The sequence below is a fragment of the Brachybacterium ginsengisoli genome, assembly GCF_002407065.1.
GTDB classification, from domain to species: domain Bacteria; phylum Actinomycetota; class Actinomycetes; order Actinomycetales; family Dermabacteraceae; genus Brachybacterium; species Brachybacterium ginsengisoli.
Genome location: NZ_CP023564.1, coordinates 1,061,017 through 1,074,854, shown reverse-complemented (window position 1 = coordinate 1,074,854; position 13,838 = coordinate 1,061,017). Strand labels below are relative to the sequence as shown.

Sequence of the window (13,838 nt, the reverse complement as noted above, 5' to 3'; positions counted from 1 at the left end):
CCTCGGGTCTGTTCCCGGGACGCCGCAGCCTCCGCACTGCGGGTGACCGGCTCGCGCCGGTGGGGTCGTCTCTTCTGTTGTGTGCCCGCGATGCGGGCGGTGCCCACTGGGGGCTGACCGCTTGATGCGGTCGTCACAGCAGATGCCGGGGACTCAGCCCTGGCGCTGCTTGTGACGGGGGTTCGAGCAGATGACCATGACTCGCGAGTGGCGACGGATCACCTTGCAGTTGTCACAGATCGGCTTGACGCTCGGCTTGACCTTCATTGCTTTCCTTCTCCCGGGACGATCACTTGTAGCGGTACACGATGCGGCCGCGGTCGAGGTCGTAGGGGCTCAGCTCGACGACCACGCGGTCCTCGGGAAGGATGCGGATGTAGTGCTGGCGCATCTTCCCGGAGATGTGCGCGAGCACCTTGTGCCCGTTGTCGAGCTCGACCCGGAACCGCGCGTTCGCGAGCGCCTCCGTGACTCGACCTTCGACTTCGATCACGCCGTCCTTCTTCGCCATGCCTCCCCAATCTCTCGCTCCCGGCATGCCGGGGTCGAGTTCCGCGTTCCTGATTGCTCAGGCCGTGCTCACCGACCGTCGGGCGACGGTGCGATGGTCGACACGGGTGACGCCACGGCGAATCGTCGGCCTCGCTGATCGACACGGCGGAGCCGGTCGACCTGTCGGCACGACGGGACTGCACGACCTGCGATGAGGACGACGCGCACGGAGCACACCCGATGGACCAGCCTACACGCGCCTCCCCGGAGTGGCGAGGGGTGAGGGCGATGACGCCGGTCACGTCACACGCTCTGGAGCGCGGGCGACCGGTGCCGGCCTGCCCCGACGGGCCCGGACGCGCCCGGACCTCGCCGACTCGGACGTCGCCGTCTCAGATGCTGTCGTCGGCGAGGGGGTCCGGCGCGGCGGTGATCCCCCGCAGCGCGAGCTCGGCGGCGCCGCCGTCGCCCTCGGTGAGAACCAGCAGGCCCTCAGGGGTCACGGCGACCGAGTGCTCCCAATGGGCCGCACGACCGCCGGCGGTGGCGCGCACCGTCCAGTCGTCGTCCTCGAGCACCCAGTTGCCCGGGCCCTGGATGAGCATCGGTTCGATGGCCAGGCACAGCCCCGGCCGCACCTTCGGCCCACGAGCACGGGTGCGGTAGTTCATGACGTCGGGCGCCTGGTGCATCGCGGTGCCGATCCCGTGCCCTCCGAAGCCCTCGAGGTGCGAGAGGGACTCCCCCGCCTCGTCGGCGACGAAGTCCTCGATCGCGGCGCCGATCTCGCCCACGCGCTCCGCGGTGGCGAGGGCCGCGATGCCGGTCCACAGCGCCTCACGGGTGATGCGCACCAGGGACTCGTCGGCCATCGAACGGGGGCGCCCCACCACATGGGTGCGGGCGGCATCGGAGTGCCAGCCGTCGACGATCAGCCCGCCGTCGACGGAGACGACGTCCCCCTCCTCGAGCGGGCGGTCGTCCGGGATCCCGTGGACCACGACGTCGTTCACGCTGATGCACAGCGTCGCCGGGTAGCCCTGGTAGCCCAGGAAGTTCGGCGTCGCGCCGGCGTCGCGGATCATGTCGTGCGCGAGGGTGTCGAGCTGGTCCGTGGTGATCCCGGGGCGGATCTCCGCCTGGATCATCTCGTGGACCTGGTGCAGCAGCCTGCCGCTGCGACGCATCACCAGGATCTGCTCGGGGGTCTTGATCTCCACCCGCTCCGGCAGGATGCTCATCGGCCGGCGAGAGCCTCACGCAGCGCCGCGGTGACCTCGTCGATCGAGGCCATGCCGTCGACCCGGCGGACCAGCCCGCGCTTCTCGTAGACGTCGATCAGCGGAGCGGTCTGCTCGGCGTAGACGTCGAGGCGGCGACGGATCGTCTCCTCGGTGTCGTCGCTGCGGCCCTGTGCGCGACCGCGCTCGACGAGGCGGCCCACGACCTCCTCGGTCTCGACCACGAGCAGCAGCACGGCGTCGAGCGCCGTGTCGAGCTCGGAGAGCACGCCGTCCAGGGCGTCGACCTGGTCGAGGGTCCGGGGGTAGCCGTCGAGGAGGAAGCCTCCCTGGGCGTCGTCCTCGGCGAGGCGGGAGCGCACCATGTCGTTGGTGACGGAGTCCGGCACGTACTCGCCCTTGTCCATGTAGGACTTCGCGAGCAGGCCCAGCTCGGTCTCCCCCGAGACGTTCGCGCGGAAGATGTCACCGGTGGAGATGGCCGGGATGGACAGCTCCTCGGCGATGCGCACCGCCTGGGTGCCCTTGCCCGCTCCGGGCGGGCCCACGATGAGCAGGCGACGGGCGGTGGTGGCTGAGCTGGAGGACTCGGTCACTTGAGGATCCCTTCATAGTGGTGCTGCTGGAGCTTCGCATCGATCTGCTTCACCGTGTCGAGACCGACGCCGATGATGATCAGCAGGGACACGCCGCCGAGCGGGAAGTCCTGCGAGGTTCCGAGATAGACGAGCGCGATCAGCGGGATCAGGCAGATCACCGCGAGGTAGACGGCGCCCGCGGTCTGGACACGGTTGATCACGTAGCGCAGGTAGCGCTCCGTGGGACGGCCCGCCCGGACGTTGGGGACGAAGCCGCCGTACTTCTTCATGTTGTCCGCGATCTCCTCGGCGTTGAAGGTGATCGAGGTGTAGAAGAAGGCGAAGAAGACGATCAGGGTCACGTAGACGACCGCGTAGATCCACGAGAAGGACATGCCCATCACCAGGTGGGCGTTGACCCACTGCACCCAGGGGGCCGACGGGTCGCCGAAGGAGCTCGCCATCTGCGGCAGCGCCAGGATGGAGGCGGAGAAGATGACGGGGATGACGCCGGCCTGGTTGACCTTGACCGGGATGTAGGTCGAGGTCCCGCCGTACATGCGGCGACCCACCATGCGCTTTGCGTACTGCACGGGGATCCGTCGCTGCGCCTGCTCGACGAAGACCATGCCGATCATGATCACCAGCGCGAGGAGGATGACCAGGGAGAAGGTCAGCCACCCCTTCATCTGGAAGACCTGGCCGAAGGAGGTCGGGAACGCGGCGGCGATCGAGGTGAAGATCATCAGCGACATGCCGTTGCCGACACCGCGCTCGGTGATCATCTCGCCCATGAACATGATCAGGATGGTGCCGACGGTCATGGTCAGGACCATGGTCAGCAGCGTCGGGATCGACTGGTCGGGCATGAGCTCGAGGGTGCAGCCCACGAAGAAGTTGCCGGAGCGGACCAGGGTGATGATCGTGGTCGACTGCAGCACGGCCAGACCGATGGTGAGGTACCGGGTGTACTGGGTCAGCTTGGCGGTGCCGGAGGCGCCCTCCTTGTGGAGCTCCTCGAACCGCGGGATGACCACGCGCAGCAGCTGCACGATGATCGAGGCGGTGATGTACGGCATCACGCCCAGGGCGAAGATGGACAGCTGCAGCAGGGCTCCGCCGGAGAACATGTTGACCATGCCCAGAACGTTGGAACCACCGGCCGAGGCGGCCTGGTCCGCGCACATCATCACGTTGGTGGCGTCGAATCCCGGGGTGGGGACGAAGACGCCGAGACGGTAGATGGCGAGCAGACCGAGCGTGAAGAAGATCTTCGCCCTCAGCTCGGGAGTGCGCAGCGCGCGCACGAACGAGTTCACCTGATTCCCTCCTGGAGGTCCGGGGACTGGACCAAGGGTGTCACGATCCGTCCCGGTGCAGCGGATTCTTCGCGACCAGCGGACCGATCCCGACTTGACCACGGGATACGACGACGGGGCACCGCGTCGCAGAGTATTCTGCGCCGCGGTGCCCCGTCAAAAGAGACTCACGCGGTGGTGACGGAACCGCCAGCCGCCGCGATCTTCTGCTCCGCCGAGGCGGAGAACTTCTGGGCGGTGATGTCGAGCTTGACGCTCACATCGCCCGAACCGAGCACCTTGACGGGCTGGTTCTTGCGCACCGCACCCTTGGCGACGAGGTCCTCGACCGTGACAGTGCCGCCCTCGGGGAACAGCTCCTGCAGGGTCGCCAGGTTCACGACCTGGTACTCGACGCGGAACGGGTTGGTGAAGCCGCGAAGCTTCGGCAGCCGCATGTGCAGCGGCATCTGCCCGCCCTCGAAGCCGACGGGCACCTGGTAACGGGCCTTGGTGCCCTTGGTGCCACGACCGGCGGTCTTGCCCTTGGAGGCCTCACCACGACCGACGCGGGTGCGTGCGGTCTTGGAACCCGGCGCGGGGCGCAGGTCGTGAAGCTTCAAGGGCGATGCTGCGTTCTGGTCTTCAGTATTCATGAAAGTCAGTCCACCTCTTCGAACGTCACCAGGTGGGTGACGGTGCGGATCATGCCGCGGATCTCCGGGCGGTCTTCCTTCACCACGGTGTCACCGATGCGCTTGAGGCCGAGGCCTCGCAGGGTGGCTCGCTGGCTCTGGGTGCCGCCGATCTCGGAACGGGTCTGGGTCACCTTGATCTGCATCAGGCACCCACCTTCTCCGCACGAGCGGCCGCACGGCCCTCGGCCTGCGCCCGCAGGAGCGCCGCCGGAGCGACGTGCTCGACGGGGAGACCGCGACGTGCTGCCACTGCCTCCGGCTCCTCGAGCTGCTTGAGCGCATCGACGGTCGCCCGCACGATGTTGATCTGGTTGGTCGAACCGAGCGACTTGGAGAGCACGTCGTGCACTCCGGCGCACTCGAGGACGGCGCGGACCGGACCGCCGGCGATCACGCCGGTGCCCGGGGCGGCCGGACGGAGCAGGACGACGCCCGCTGCATCCTCACCCTGGACGGGGTGCACGACGGTGCCCTGGATGCGGGGGACGCGGAAGAAGTTCTTCTTCGCCTCCTCGACGCCCTTGGCGATCGCCGCGGGCACCTCCTTGGCCTTGCCGTAGCCGACGCCGACCGTTCCGTCGCCGTCACCGACCACCACGAGGGCGGTGAAGGAGAAGCGACGGCCGCCCTTGACGACCTTCGACACGCGGTTGATGCTCACGACGCGCTCCAGGAACGCCGACTTCTCGGCCTCCTGGTTGCGGCCGCCGCGACCACCCTGACGACCACCGCGGTCGCCGCCCTGGCGTCCGCGATCGTTGCTGTTGTTGGAGTTGTCGTCCCGTCGGCCGGAGGCCGCGGGACCGTTGCTACGCTGCTGTGCAGCCATATTCAGATCCTCTTCTCGTCCTGTGTCCGGGCGGCGATCACAGCGCCAGGCCAGCCTCGCGGGCGCCGTCAGCGACGGCGGCCACGCGACCGTGGTACTTGTTGCCGCCGCGGTCGAACACGACGGAGTCGATCCCGGCGGCCTTGGCACGCTCGGCGACCAGGGTCCCGACGGTGCGGGCCTTGTCTGCCTTGGTGCTCTCCGAGCCGCGCAGGTCCGCCTCCATGGTCGAGGCCGACGCGATGGTCTTGCCCAGGGCGTCGTCGACGACCTGCACGAAGACGTGGCGCGCGGAGCGGGTGACCACCAGACGGGGACGCTCGGCGGTGCCGATGACGCGACGACGGACGCGCAGGTGACGACGGCCGCGCGAACGCAGCTTGCTTCCGCGGTTGCCCTTGGTGTGCTTGAGTGCGTAACCCATGATCACTTACCAGCCTTTCCGGCCTTGCGGACCACGACCTCGTCGGCGTACCGCACACCCTTGCCCTTGTAGGGCTCGGGCTTGCGGATCTTGCGGATGTTCGCCGCGACCTCGCCGACCTGCTGCTTCGAGATGCCGCTGACCGCGAACTTGGTCGGGGACTCGACGGTGAAGGTGATGCCCTGGGGCGCCTTCACGACGACGGGGTGCGAGAAGCCGAGGGCGAACTCGAGGTCCGAGCCCTTCGCCGTGACACGGTAGCCCGTGCCCACGATCTCGAGCTTCTTGGAGAAGCCCTCGGTGACACCGAGGACGATGTTGTTGATGAGGGTGCGGGTCAGGCCGTGCAGGGCCTTGTTCTCGCGCTCCTCGTCGGGGCGGTTCACGATGATCGTGCCGTCCTCACCGCGCTCGACGGTGAGGGGAGCCGGCACCTCATGGGTGAGCTCACCCTTGGGGCCGGTCACCTTGACGGTGCGACCCTCGATGGTGACGTTCTGGACTGCGGCCGGAACTGCGACCGGAAGGCGTCCGATGCGGGACATAGCTGTTCTCCTCTCCCGCTCACCAGATGTAGGCGAGGACTTCCCCACCCACACCCTTCTTGGCAGCCTGCTTGTCGGTCAGGAGGCCGGAGGACGTGGACAGGATCGCCACGCCCAGGCCGCCGAGGACCTTGGGCAGATTGGTGGACTTGGCGTACACACGCAGGCCCGGCTTCGAGATACGACGGATCCCGGAGATGGCGCGCTCACGGCTGTCCGAGTACTTGAGCTCGAGGATGAGGTTCTTGCCCACCTCGGCCTCTTCCTCGGTCCAGCCGAGGATGTAGCCCTCAGCCTTCAGGATGTCCGCGATGCGAACCTTCAACTTCGAGTACGGCATGGACGCGGTCTCGTGGTACGCCCCTGAGGCGTTACGGATCCGCGTGAGCATGTCCGCGATCGGGTCGGTCATGGTCATGTCTGTTGCTTCTTCCTCACCTGGTTTCCCTCGGACGCGATGACTGCGACCGGGGACCTATGGCGGTAGTCCTTACCAGCTGCTCTTGGTGACGCCGGGGAGCTCTCCGCGGTGAGCCATCTCGCGAAGGCAGACACGGCAGAGACCGAACTTGCGGTACACCGAATGGGGGCGACCGCAGCGCTGGCACCGGGTGTAGGCGCGGACCGCGAACTTGGGCTTGCGCTCCGACTTCTTGATCAGGGCTGTCTTCGCCATATCAGTTCTCCTTGAAGGGGAAGCCGAGCAGCTTGAGCAGCGCGCGTCCCTCGTCGTCGGTCTTCGCGGTGGTCACGACCGTGATGTCCATACCGCGGACACGGTCGATCTTGTCCTGGTCGATCTCGTGGAACATGACCTGCTCCGTGAGACCGAAGGTGTAGTTGCCGTTGCCGTCGAAGTGCTTCGGGGACAGGCCACGGAAGTCACGGATACGGGGCAGAGCGGTCGACAGCAGACGATCCAGGAACTCCCACATGCGAGCGTTGCGCAGCGTGACGTGCGCACCGATCGGCATGCCCTCGCGCAGCTTGAACTGCGCGATGGACTTGCGGGCCTTGGTGACCTGGGGCTTCTGGCCGGTGATGGCTGCGAGGTCGCGGATGGCGCCGTCGATGACCTTGGAGTCGCGAGCGGCGTCGCCGACGCCCATGTTCACGACGATCTTGGTCAGACCGGGCACCAGCATGACGTTCTCGTAACCGAACTGCTCGGTCAGCTGCGTCTTGATGGTCTCGTTGTACTTGCTCTTCAGGCGCGGGGTGGGCGCCTGGGTGGCGGTCTCGCTCATCTCAGATGTCCTTCCCGGAGCGCTTCGCGAAGCGGACGCGCACCTGCTTGGTGCGGCCGTTCTCGAGCTCGAGGGTCTCGACGCGGTAGCCGACCTTGGTCGGCTTGTTGTCCTCCGGGTCGACCAGAGCGACGTTGGAGACGTGGATGGACGCCTCACGCTGCTCGATGCCACCCGCGCCGCCGGCCTGGTTGGGCTTGACGTGGTGGGTGCGGCGGTTGATGCCCTCGACCAGCACACGCTGGGTATCGGGGAACACCTGCAGGACGCGACCCTGCTTGCCCTTGTCGCCGGACTCGAGACCGCGCGCGGCGGCCTTGTCCCCGTCGCCGGTGCGACCGGTGATCACCTGGACGAGGTCGCCCTTCTTGATCTTCATCTTTGCCATGTCACACCACCTCCGGTGCCAGCGAGACGATCTTCATGAAGCGCTTGTCGCGCAGCTCGCGGCCCACGGGGCCGAAGATGCGGGTGCCGCGCGGCTCGCCGTCGGTCTTGAGGATGACCGCTGCGTTCTCGTCGAAGCGGATGTAGGAGCCGTCGATGCGACGGACCTCCTTGGACGTGCGGACGACGACCGCCTTGACGACGTCGCCCTTCTTGACGTTGCCACCGGGGATGGCGTCCTTGACGGTCGCCACGATGGTGTCGCCGATGCTGGCGTAACGGCGACCGGAGCCACCGAGAACACGGATGCAGAGAATCTCCTTGGCACCCGTGTTGTCGGCGACCTTCAGTCGCGACTCCTGCTGAATCACTCGTTCTCCTATCGTCTCACCGGTTCTCTTCCAGCTCGCGGGAGCGAGCGGGCCGAGCCTGGCGGAACGGAATCTGGACCATGCCCGGTATCGCCCCTGGTCATGGATCGGACCTCGGACGATGCCGGCGACCGGCCCCGGACACCAAAAAACCCTCTGCCGGACTCAGGCACTGGCGTGGTGAACGCGGGGCGTTCGCCTCTCGTGCGAGGTCTCCGGCGAGGACGGATCTGGTGACCAGGATCCTGTCGCGGAGCTCCGGGCTCCGACACCACGAGGGTGCGGGACTCAGTTCTCCGGCAACCGTTCAAGACTACGCGTCCGCCCCGTGCCTGTCACCCCATCTTCCGGGCGGGCGGATGTGTGCTTGCTCTCGCGCGGGGCACCGAGCTGGACGGGGCGCCGCTCCCCCGTCGCGACGGCCCGGGAGCGCAGACCCGGGCGAGGAGGCACTGCCCCTCGCCCCTGTCCATGGCGTAGCGTCGGCCCATGATCGACATCGATGTGGCGAGGAAGCTGAAGGACGCCGGCCTGGAGTGGGTGCCGGCCGACGGCGATCACTTCGTGATCGACGTCGGGGAGCTGCGGGACGAGCCGTTCATGCTCTCCTCCATGGTGGTGGAGCGCGCGCACGGCCGCACGGGGATGCCCGTGCTCCGCTTCAACGGCACCACCGAGTGGGCGCTGGACTCCGTGGAGCAGCACGAGGCGCTCTGGGTCCCGCGCGAAGAGCAGCTGCGCGCCGCCCTCGGGGAGTCGTTCCGCTCGCTCGAGCGCGGGGACGACGGCGTCCATGCCGTGCGGATCGTACTCGGGAGCTCGGGCGGGACGAGCGGAGGGACCGAGCGCGAGGTGCGTGCCCCCTCCCCCGAGGACGCCTATGCCGGGGCGCTGCTGGTGCTGCTCACCCACAGCGTCACCGGGACGGACCCGACCCCGGCCGGCTGACCCTCCGCCCAGGACGGCCGACGGGCCCGCCCTCGGAAGAGGGTGGGCCCGTCGGCCTCCGGGTGTTCGGAGCGCCTGCTCGCACGCTGGCCCGGGACGGCGGCAGGCGTCCGCCCGCCGCGTTCTCGCGACGGGCATGACGGCCCGACTCAGGCGGTGGGGGTGCGGCGTGCGCCCTCTCCCGCGCCGGCACCCTCGGTGTCGGGATCCTCCCCGTCGGCCGACCCCGCGTTCGCGGACCCGACCTCCGGAGGAAGCCCGGCGCCCGGGACGTCCAGCGCATCCTCCACCTCGCGGGCGAGCTGACCGGGCACCACGATCGGCATCTCCGAGGTGTTCAGCAGAGGGTTCTGCTCCTGCGTGGCGACGAGCTCGCGAGCCTCCTCCTCGGATTCCACCGCCGGGAACGAGCCCAGCAGCGGGCGATTGGCGCTCTCGCGCATGAAGATCACGGCGATGCCGGCCAGGGCGGCGAAGGCCATGATCCACAGCGCCGGCATGTAGCTGTTGCCGGTGAGCTCGATGAGCGTCTGGGAGATGAGCGGGGTGGTGCCGCCGAACAGTGAGACGGACACGTTGTAGGCGATGCCCATCGCGCCGTACCGTGCGGCGGTCGGGAACAGTGCCGGCAGCGCCGAGGCGGAGGGGCCGATGAACAGCGCCACCGGGATGGCCACGATGAACATCGCCAGCTGGATCGCGACGAACGAGCTCTGGTGCATGAGCCAGAACGCGGGCAGCAGCAGAACGAGCGCGGACCCCGCGGCGGCGAAGTACATCGCACGTCGACCGAACATGTCCGAGCCCTTGCCGACGAACGGGATCATCACGCACAGCACCAGCAGCGCCGGGATGGTGGCCGCGGCGCTGGCCATCTCGTCGTACCCGAACTGGCTGCCCAGGTAGGTGGGCATGTAGCTGGTCAGCGCGTAGCCGGCGGTGTTCGTCCCCGCCACGATCGCGATCGCGATGAGCAGCTCCCGCCAGTGGTGGCGGACGATGCCGGCGGCGCCCTTGCGGGCGTGGAGCGAGCCCTCGGCGTGCTCGGCCGCGCCACCCGCCTGCTCCGCCTGCTGCTCCGCCTCGGTGGCCTCGAAGGCCGGGGTCTCCGGGATGCGGGCACGGAACCAGATGGCGACGGCGCCCAGCGGGATCGCGAGCAGGAACGGGACGCGCCAGCCCCAGTCGAGCATGGCGTCCGGTCCCCACACGTTGGAGGTGACCAGGTGGGTCAGCGCCACCGCGCCGGCGCCCATGGCGAAGCCGAAGTAGGAGCCGACGTCCAGCAGCGAGGAGTAGAACCCGCGCTTGCTGTCCGGGGAGAACTCCGAGACGTAGGTGGTCGCCCCGGCGTACTCGCCGCCGGTGGAGAAGCCCTGGATCATCTTCAGCGCGTAGAGCAGGAAGGCGGCCCAGACGCCGATGTCGGCGTAGGTGGGCAGGACCCCGATCAGGGCGGTGGCGATCGCCATCATCGCCATGGTGAAGAAGAGGACCTTCTGGCGGCCCAGCTTGTCCCCCAGCGGGCCGAGCACGAGACCGCCCAGGGGGCGCACCAGGAAGCTGACCGCGAAGGCGAGCAGGCTGAGGATCAGGTCGAGACCCTCGTCGCCCGTCTGGAAGAACAGCTGGGAGAGCATCAGCGCCATGTAGCCGTAGACGCCGAAGTCGAACCACTCCATCACGTTGCCGACCACCGTGCCGCCGATCGCCGTCCGCATCCCCCGACCGCGGACCACGAGGACGTCATCGACCTCGAGGCGAGGTGGTCTCGGGGTGCGTCGCCCGCGGCGAGGTCGGCGGGCGGAGGCGGCTGCTGCTGCGGTGGAGGGATCGGGAGTGGACATGGACCTGCCTTCGTGAGGCGACGTGCACGAGGGGCTGACGAGCAGCGCTTCCTGCCTCGCGATGCCGGTGAGACGCCGCCCCCGAGGGGGCCCGACGGCGCCCGGCTCCTGGGCACGGCCATAGAGCGAACCACATCTGGACGCGCTTGTCATCTCATGACCTGCAACGATGCGGAGAATCCCGGGATCTACCAGCGGGTACAGGAAGATCACATCGGCATGCCGCCCTTCACATCCGAGCGCCGTCCGAGCCGCTTCGCCCGAGGAGGCGCACTCCCCCGGACGACGAGAAGGGCCGGCCCTCCCCAGGGGGAGGACCGGCCCTTCTCAGGGTCCGTCGGCGGTCACGAGGACCGCCGGTGGATCACTTGGCGCGCTCGAGGATCTCCACCAGACGCCACCGCTTGGTCGCGGAGGTCGGGCGGGTCTCCATGACGAGGACACGGTCGCCGATGCCGGCGCTGTTCTCCTCGTCGTGAGCCTTGAACTTGCTCGTCTTGGTCGTGACCTTGCCGTAGCGAGCGTGCTTCACACGCTCCTCGACCTCGACGACGATGGTCTTGTCCATCTTGTCGGAGACCACGAAACCGCGAACGGTCTTGCGGTAGGGGCGCTCGGACGAGGACGCGTGCGCGCCCTCCTTCTCGAGCACCTCGAGCTCCTCGGCGGCCGGGGTCTCGGCCTTGGTGTTGTCAGTCATCTCTGTTCCTCGCTTCGCGGTCACTCGGCGGCGCCGGGCGCCTGACGGATGCCCAGCTCGCGCTCGCGCAGGATCGTGTAGATCCGTGCGATGTCCTTCTTGACGGACCGCAGACGGCCGGGAGTCTCGAGCTGACCGGTCGCGGACTGGAAACGAAGCTTGAACAGCTCGTCCTTCGCCTTCGCCAGCTCGTCGGCCAGCTTCGCGTCGTCCAGCTTGTCGAGTTCGTCGGCGGTGAGCTTGGTCGCTGCCATCAGATGTCACCACTCTCTCGGCTCAGGATGCGGCTCTTCATGGGGAGCTTGTGCTGCGCAAGGCGAAGTGCCTCGCGAGCCACCTCCTCCTCGACGCCGGCGATCTCGAACATGACCCGTCCCGGCTTGATGTTGGCGATCCACCACTCGACCGAACCCTTACCGGAGCCCATGCGGACCTCGGCAGGCTTCTTGGTGAGCGGACGATCGGGGTAGATGTTGATGAACACCTTGCCGCCACGCTTCATGTAGCGGGTCATGGCGATACGAGCTGCCTCGATCTGGCGGTTCGTGACGTAGGCCGGCGCGAGCGCCTGGATGCCGTACTCGCCGAACGCGAGATCGGTGCCGCCCTTTGCCATGCCGGTGCGGTGCGGTCGGTACTGCTTGCGGTGCTTGGTCCTGCGAGGGATCAGCATGTCGCTCAGGCCTCCGTTCCGGGCTGCTGTGCGGGAGCGGCGGCCTGCTCGGCGGGAGCCGCGGCCGGAGCAGCGGACTGCTCGGCGTTGTCCCCACGACGCGCGGTGGCGTTGCGCTCGTTACGACGGCCGCGCGGGCGCTCGGCACGCGGGCCGCGTCCGCCGGAGCGGGGACCCTGCGAGGCGGCCTGCTGGGCCGCGAGCTCCTTGGCGGTGACGTCGCCCTTGTAGATCCACACCTTCACGCCGATGCGGCCGAAGGCGGTGCGGGCCTCGTAGAAGCCGTAGTCGATGTTCGCGCGGAGGGTGTGCAGCGGCACGCGCCCCTCGCGGTAGAACTCGTTACGGCTCATCTCGGCGCCGCCGAGGCGGCCGGAGACGGCCACTCGGATGCCCTTCGCGCCGGCGCGCTGCGCGGACTGCATGCCCTTGCGCATCGCACGACGGAAGGAGACACGGGCGGCGAGCTGCTCGGCGATGCCCTGTGCGACCAGCTGGGAGTCAGCCTCGGGGTTCTTGACCTCGAGGATGTTCAGCTGGATCTGCTTGCCGGTGAGCTTCTCGAGCTCACCGCGAAGGCGCTCGGCCTCCGCGCCGCGACGCCCGATGACGATGCCCGGGCGGGCGGTGTGGAGATCGACGCGGACGCGATCTCGGGTGCGCTCGATCTCGACCTTGGAGATGCCGGCCCGCTCCATGCCGTTCGACATGAGCTTGCGGATCGCGACGTCTTCCTTCACGTAGTCGCGGTAGCGCTGACCCTCCTTGGAGGAATCGGCGAACCACCGGCTGCTGTGCTCCGTGGTGATCCCGAGACGGAACCCGTTCGGATTGACCTTCTGGCCCATTCGGGACTCCTTACTTGTTCACGGGAGCGACCACCACGGTGACGTGGCTGGTGCGCTTCTTGATCTGGAAGGCTCGACCCTGTGCACGCGGCTGGAACCGCTTCATGGTCGGGCCCTCATCGACGAATGCGGCGGAGACGGCCAGGTCGCGCTCATCGAAGCGCTCCCCTGCCTGATCTGCCTTCACCCGCGCGTTGGCGATCGCGGACTCGACGAGCTTGAGGACGGGCTCGCTGGCGGCCTGCGGTGCGAACCGCAGGATGTCCAGGGCCTCGGCCGTGCTCTTGCCACGAATCAGGTCCACAACGCGGCGAGCCTTCATGGGCGACATGCGGAGGTACCGCACCTGCGCCTTGGCTTCCATTGCTGTCCTGCTTTCTTCTGGATGTCGGGACGTGCTGCCACGCTGACCGGAGGTCAGCGGCGGCGGCCCTTCTTGTCGTCCTTCTCGTGGCCCTTGAAAGTCCGCGTGGGAGCGAACTCGCCGAGCTTGTGGCCGACCATCGACTCGGTGACGAACACCGAGACGTGCTTGCGACCGTCGTGCACTGCGAAGGTGTGGCCGAGGAAGTCCGGGGTGATGACCGAACGACGCGACCAGGTCTTGATGAGGTTCTTGGTGCCCTTCTCGTTCTGGACGTCCACCTTCTTCTGAAGGTGATCGTCCACGAAGGGGCCCTTGGCGATACTGCGAGGCATAGTCTCTGATTCT

The 13,838-nt window shown here is 68.0% G+C and carries 23 protein-coding genes; 1 reads left to right on the top strand and 22 read right to left on the bottom strand.

Annotated features, from left to right (window positions below; translation table 11 throughout):
- Nucleotides 1–153: 153 nt before the first annotated feature.
- From rpmJ to rplN, 15 genes are all read right to left on the bottom strand, one after another.
- Nucleotides 154–267: a 50S ribosomal protein L36 gene (rpmJ, locus tag CFK41_RS04705; RefSeq protein ID WP_010532506.1), complete on the bottom strand. Its 114-nt coding sequence runs from the start codon at nt 265–267 to the stop codon at nt 154–156.
- A gap of 22 nt (nt 268–289) precedes the next feature.
- Entirely contained in the window at nt 290–511 is a 222-nt protein-coding gene (gene infA, locus CFK41_RS04700) for a translation initiation factor IF-1 (protein WP_089064401.1), read from the bottom strand.
- Between the two features lie 373 nt (nt 512–884).
- Nucleotides 885–1,733, bottom strand: a complete 849-nt coding sequence (map, locus tag CFK41_RS04695) for a type I methionyl aminopeptidase (RefSeq protein WP_096798627.1) — start codon at nt 1,731–1,733, stop codon at nt 885–887.
- Entirely contained in the window at nt 1,730–2,329 is a 600-nt protein-coding gene (locus tag CFK41_RS04690) for an adenylate kinase (protein WP_096798626.1), read from the bottom strand. The genes map and CFK41_RS04690 overlap by 4 nt, the downstream gene beginning before the upstream one ends.
- Nucleotides 2,326–3,630: a preprotein translocase subunit SecY gene (gene secY / locus CFK41_RS04685; protein ID WP_096798625.1), complete on the bottom strand. Its 1,305-nt coding sequence runs from the start codon at nt 3,628–3,630 to the stop codon at nt 2,326–2,328. Before secY ends, CFK41_RS04690 begins: the two co-directional genes overlap by 4 nt.
- 167 nt (nt 3,631–3,797) lie before the next feature.
- Complete coding sequence (gene rplO / locus CFK41_RS04680) at nt 3,798–4,265, bottom strand: 50S ribosomal protein L15 (RefSeq protein ID WP_096798624.1); 468 nt, start codon at nt 4,263–4,265, stop codon at nt 3,798–3,800.
- Between the two features lie 5 nt (nt 4,266–4,270).
- The gene (gene rpmD / locus CFK41_RS04675) at nt 4,271–4,453 is read right to left on the bottom strand and encodes a 50S ribosomal protein L30 (protein ID WP_151904822.1); all 183 of its coding nucleotides are present in this window, start codon (nt 4,451–4,453) and stop codon (nt 4,271–4,273) included.
- Nucleotides 4,450–5,136 (bottom strand): 30S ribosomal protein S5, encoded by a 687-nt coding sequence (gene rpsE / locus CFK41_RS04670; RefSeq protein WP_096798623.1) that lies wholly within the window; start codon nt 5,134–5,136, stop codon nt 4,450–4,452. The genes rpmD and rpsE overlap by 4 nt, the downstream gene beginning before the upstream one ends.
- Nucleotides 5,137–5,173: 37 nt before the next feature.
- A complete protein-coding gene (gene rplR, locus CFK41_RS04665) occupies nt 5,174–5,560 on the bottom strand; it encodes a 50S ribosomal protein L18 (RefSeq protein WP_096800937.1) in 387 nt (128 codons plus the stop codon).
- A 2-nt stretch (nt 5,561–5,562) separates the two neighbouring features.
- Complete coding sequence (rplF, locus tag CFK41_RS04660; RefSeq protein ID WP_096798622.1) at nt 5,563–6,105, bottom strand: 50S ribosomal protein L6; 543 nt, start codon at nt 6,103–6,105, stop codon at nt 5,563–5,565.
- A gap of 19 nt (nt 6,106–6,124) precedes the next feature.
- The gene (gene rpsH / locus CFK41_RS04655) at nt 6,125–6,523 is read right to left on the bottom strand and encodes a 30S ribosomal protein S8 (RefSeq protein WP_096798621.1); all 399 of its coding nucleotides are present in this window, start codon (nt 6,521–6,523) and stop codon (nt 6,125–6,127) included.
- Nucleotides 6,524–6,595: 72 nt separating this feature from the next.
- Entirely contained in the window at nt 6,596–6,781 is a 186-nt protein-coding gene (locus CFK41_RS04650; protein WP_010550318.1) for a type Z 30S ribosomal protein S14, read from the bottom strand.
- A gap of 1 nt (nt 6,782) precedes the next feature.
- Nucleotides 6,783–7,352 carry a 50S ribosomal protein L5 gene (gene rplE, locus CFK41_RS04645; RefSeq protein WP_096798620.1) on the bottom strand — a complete coding sequence of 190 codons (570 nt, stop codon included), beginning with the start codon at nt 7,350–7,352 and terminating at the stop codon, nt 6,783–6,785.
- A gap of 1 nt (nt 7,353) precedes the next feature.
- A complete protein-coding gene (gene rplX, locus CFK41_RS04640) occupies nt 7,354–7,740 on the bottom strand; it encodes a 50S ribosomal protein L24 (protein ID WP_096798619.1) in 387 nt (128 codons plus the stop codon).
- Between the two features lies 1 nt (nt 7,741).
- Nucleotides 7,742–8,110: a 50S ribosomal protein L14 gene (gene rplN, locus CFK41_RS04635; RefSeq protein WP_096798618.1), complete on the bottom strand. Its 369-nt coding sequence runs from the start codon at nt 8,108–8,110 to the stop codon at nt 7,742–7,744.
- Nucleotides 8,111–8,599: 489 nt separating this feature from the next.
- Here rplN and CFK41_RS04630 point away from each other — a divergent pair, with 489 nt between their 5' ends.
- Complete coding sequence (locus CFK41_RS04630) at nt 8,600–9,058, top strand: hypothetical protein (RefSeq protein WP_096798617.1); 459 nt, start codon at nt 8,600–8,602, stop codon at nt 9,056–9,058.
- A 149-nt stretch (nt 9,059–9,207) separates the two neighbouring features.
- Here CFK41_RS04630 and CFK41_RS04625 read toward each other — a convergent pair whose 3' ends face one another.
- The 7 genes from CFK41_RS04625 to rpsS form a co-directional block, all read right to left on the bottom strand.
- The gene (locus CFK41_RS04625; protein ID WP_096798616.1) at nt 9,208–10,905 is read right to left on the bottom strand and encodes an MFS transporter; all 1,698 of its coding nucleotides are present in this window, start codon (nt 10,903–10,905) and stop codon (nt 9,208–9,210) included.
- A 364-nt stretch (nt 10,906–11,269) separates the two neighbouring features.
- Complete coding sequence (gene rpsQ, locus CFK41_RS04620; RefSeq protein ID WP_096798615.1) at nt 11,270–11,605, bottom strand: 30S ribosomal protein S17; 336 nt, start codon at nt 11,603–11,605, stop codon at nt 11,270–11,272.
- 20 nt (nt 11,606–11,625) lie between these two features.
- Nucleotides 11,626–11,859: a 50S ribosomal protein L29 gene (gene rpmC / locus CFK41_RS04615; protein ID WP_096798614.1), complete on the bottom strand. Its 234-nt coding sequence runs from the start codon at nt 11,857–11,859 to the stop codon at nt 11,626–11,628.
- Nucleotides 11,859–12,278, bottom strand: coding sequence for a 50S ribosomal protein L16 (gene rplP, locus CFK41_RS04610; RefSeq protein ID WP_096798613.1), 420 nt, complete (start codon nt 12,276–12,278; stop codon nt 11,859–11,861). Before rplP ends, rpmC begins: the two co-directional genes overlap by 1 nt.
- 5 nt (nt 12,279–12,283) lie before the next feature.
- Nucleotides 12,284–13,126, bottom strand: coding sequence for a 30S ribosomal protein S3 (gene rpsC, locus CFK41_RS04605; protein WP_096798612.1), 843 nt, complete (start codon nt 13,124–13,126; stop codon nt 12,284–12,286).
- Nucleotides 13,127–13,136: 10 nt separating this feature from the next.
- On the bottom strand, nt 13,137–13,490 hold the full coding sequence (rplV, locus tag CFK41_RS04600; protein ID WP_096798611.1) for a 50S ribosomal protein L22: 354 nt from the start codon (nt 13,488–13,490) through the stop codon (nt 13,137–13,139).
- Between the two features lie 53 nt (nt 13,491–13,543).
- Nucleotides 13,544–13,825, bottom strand: a complete 282-nt coding sequence (rpsS, locus tag CFK41_RS04595; protein WP_096798610.1) for a 30S ribosomal protein S19 — start codon at nt 13,823–13,825, stop codon at nt 13,544–13,546.
- Between the last annotated feature and the right edge of the window lie 13 nt (nt 13,826–13,838).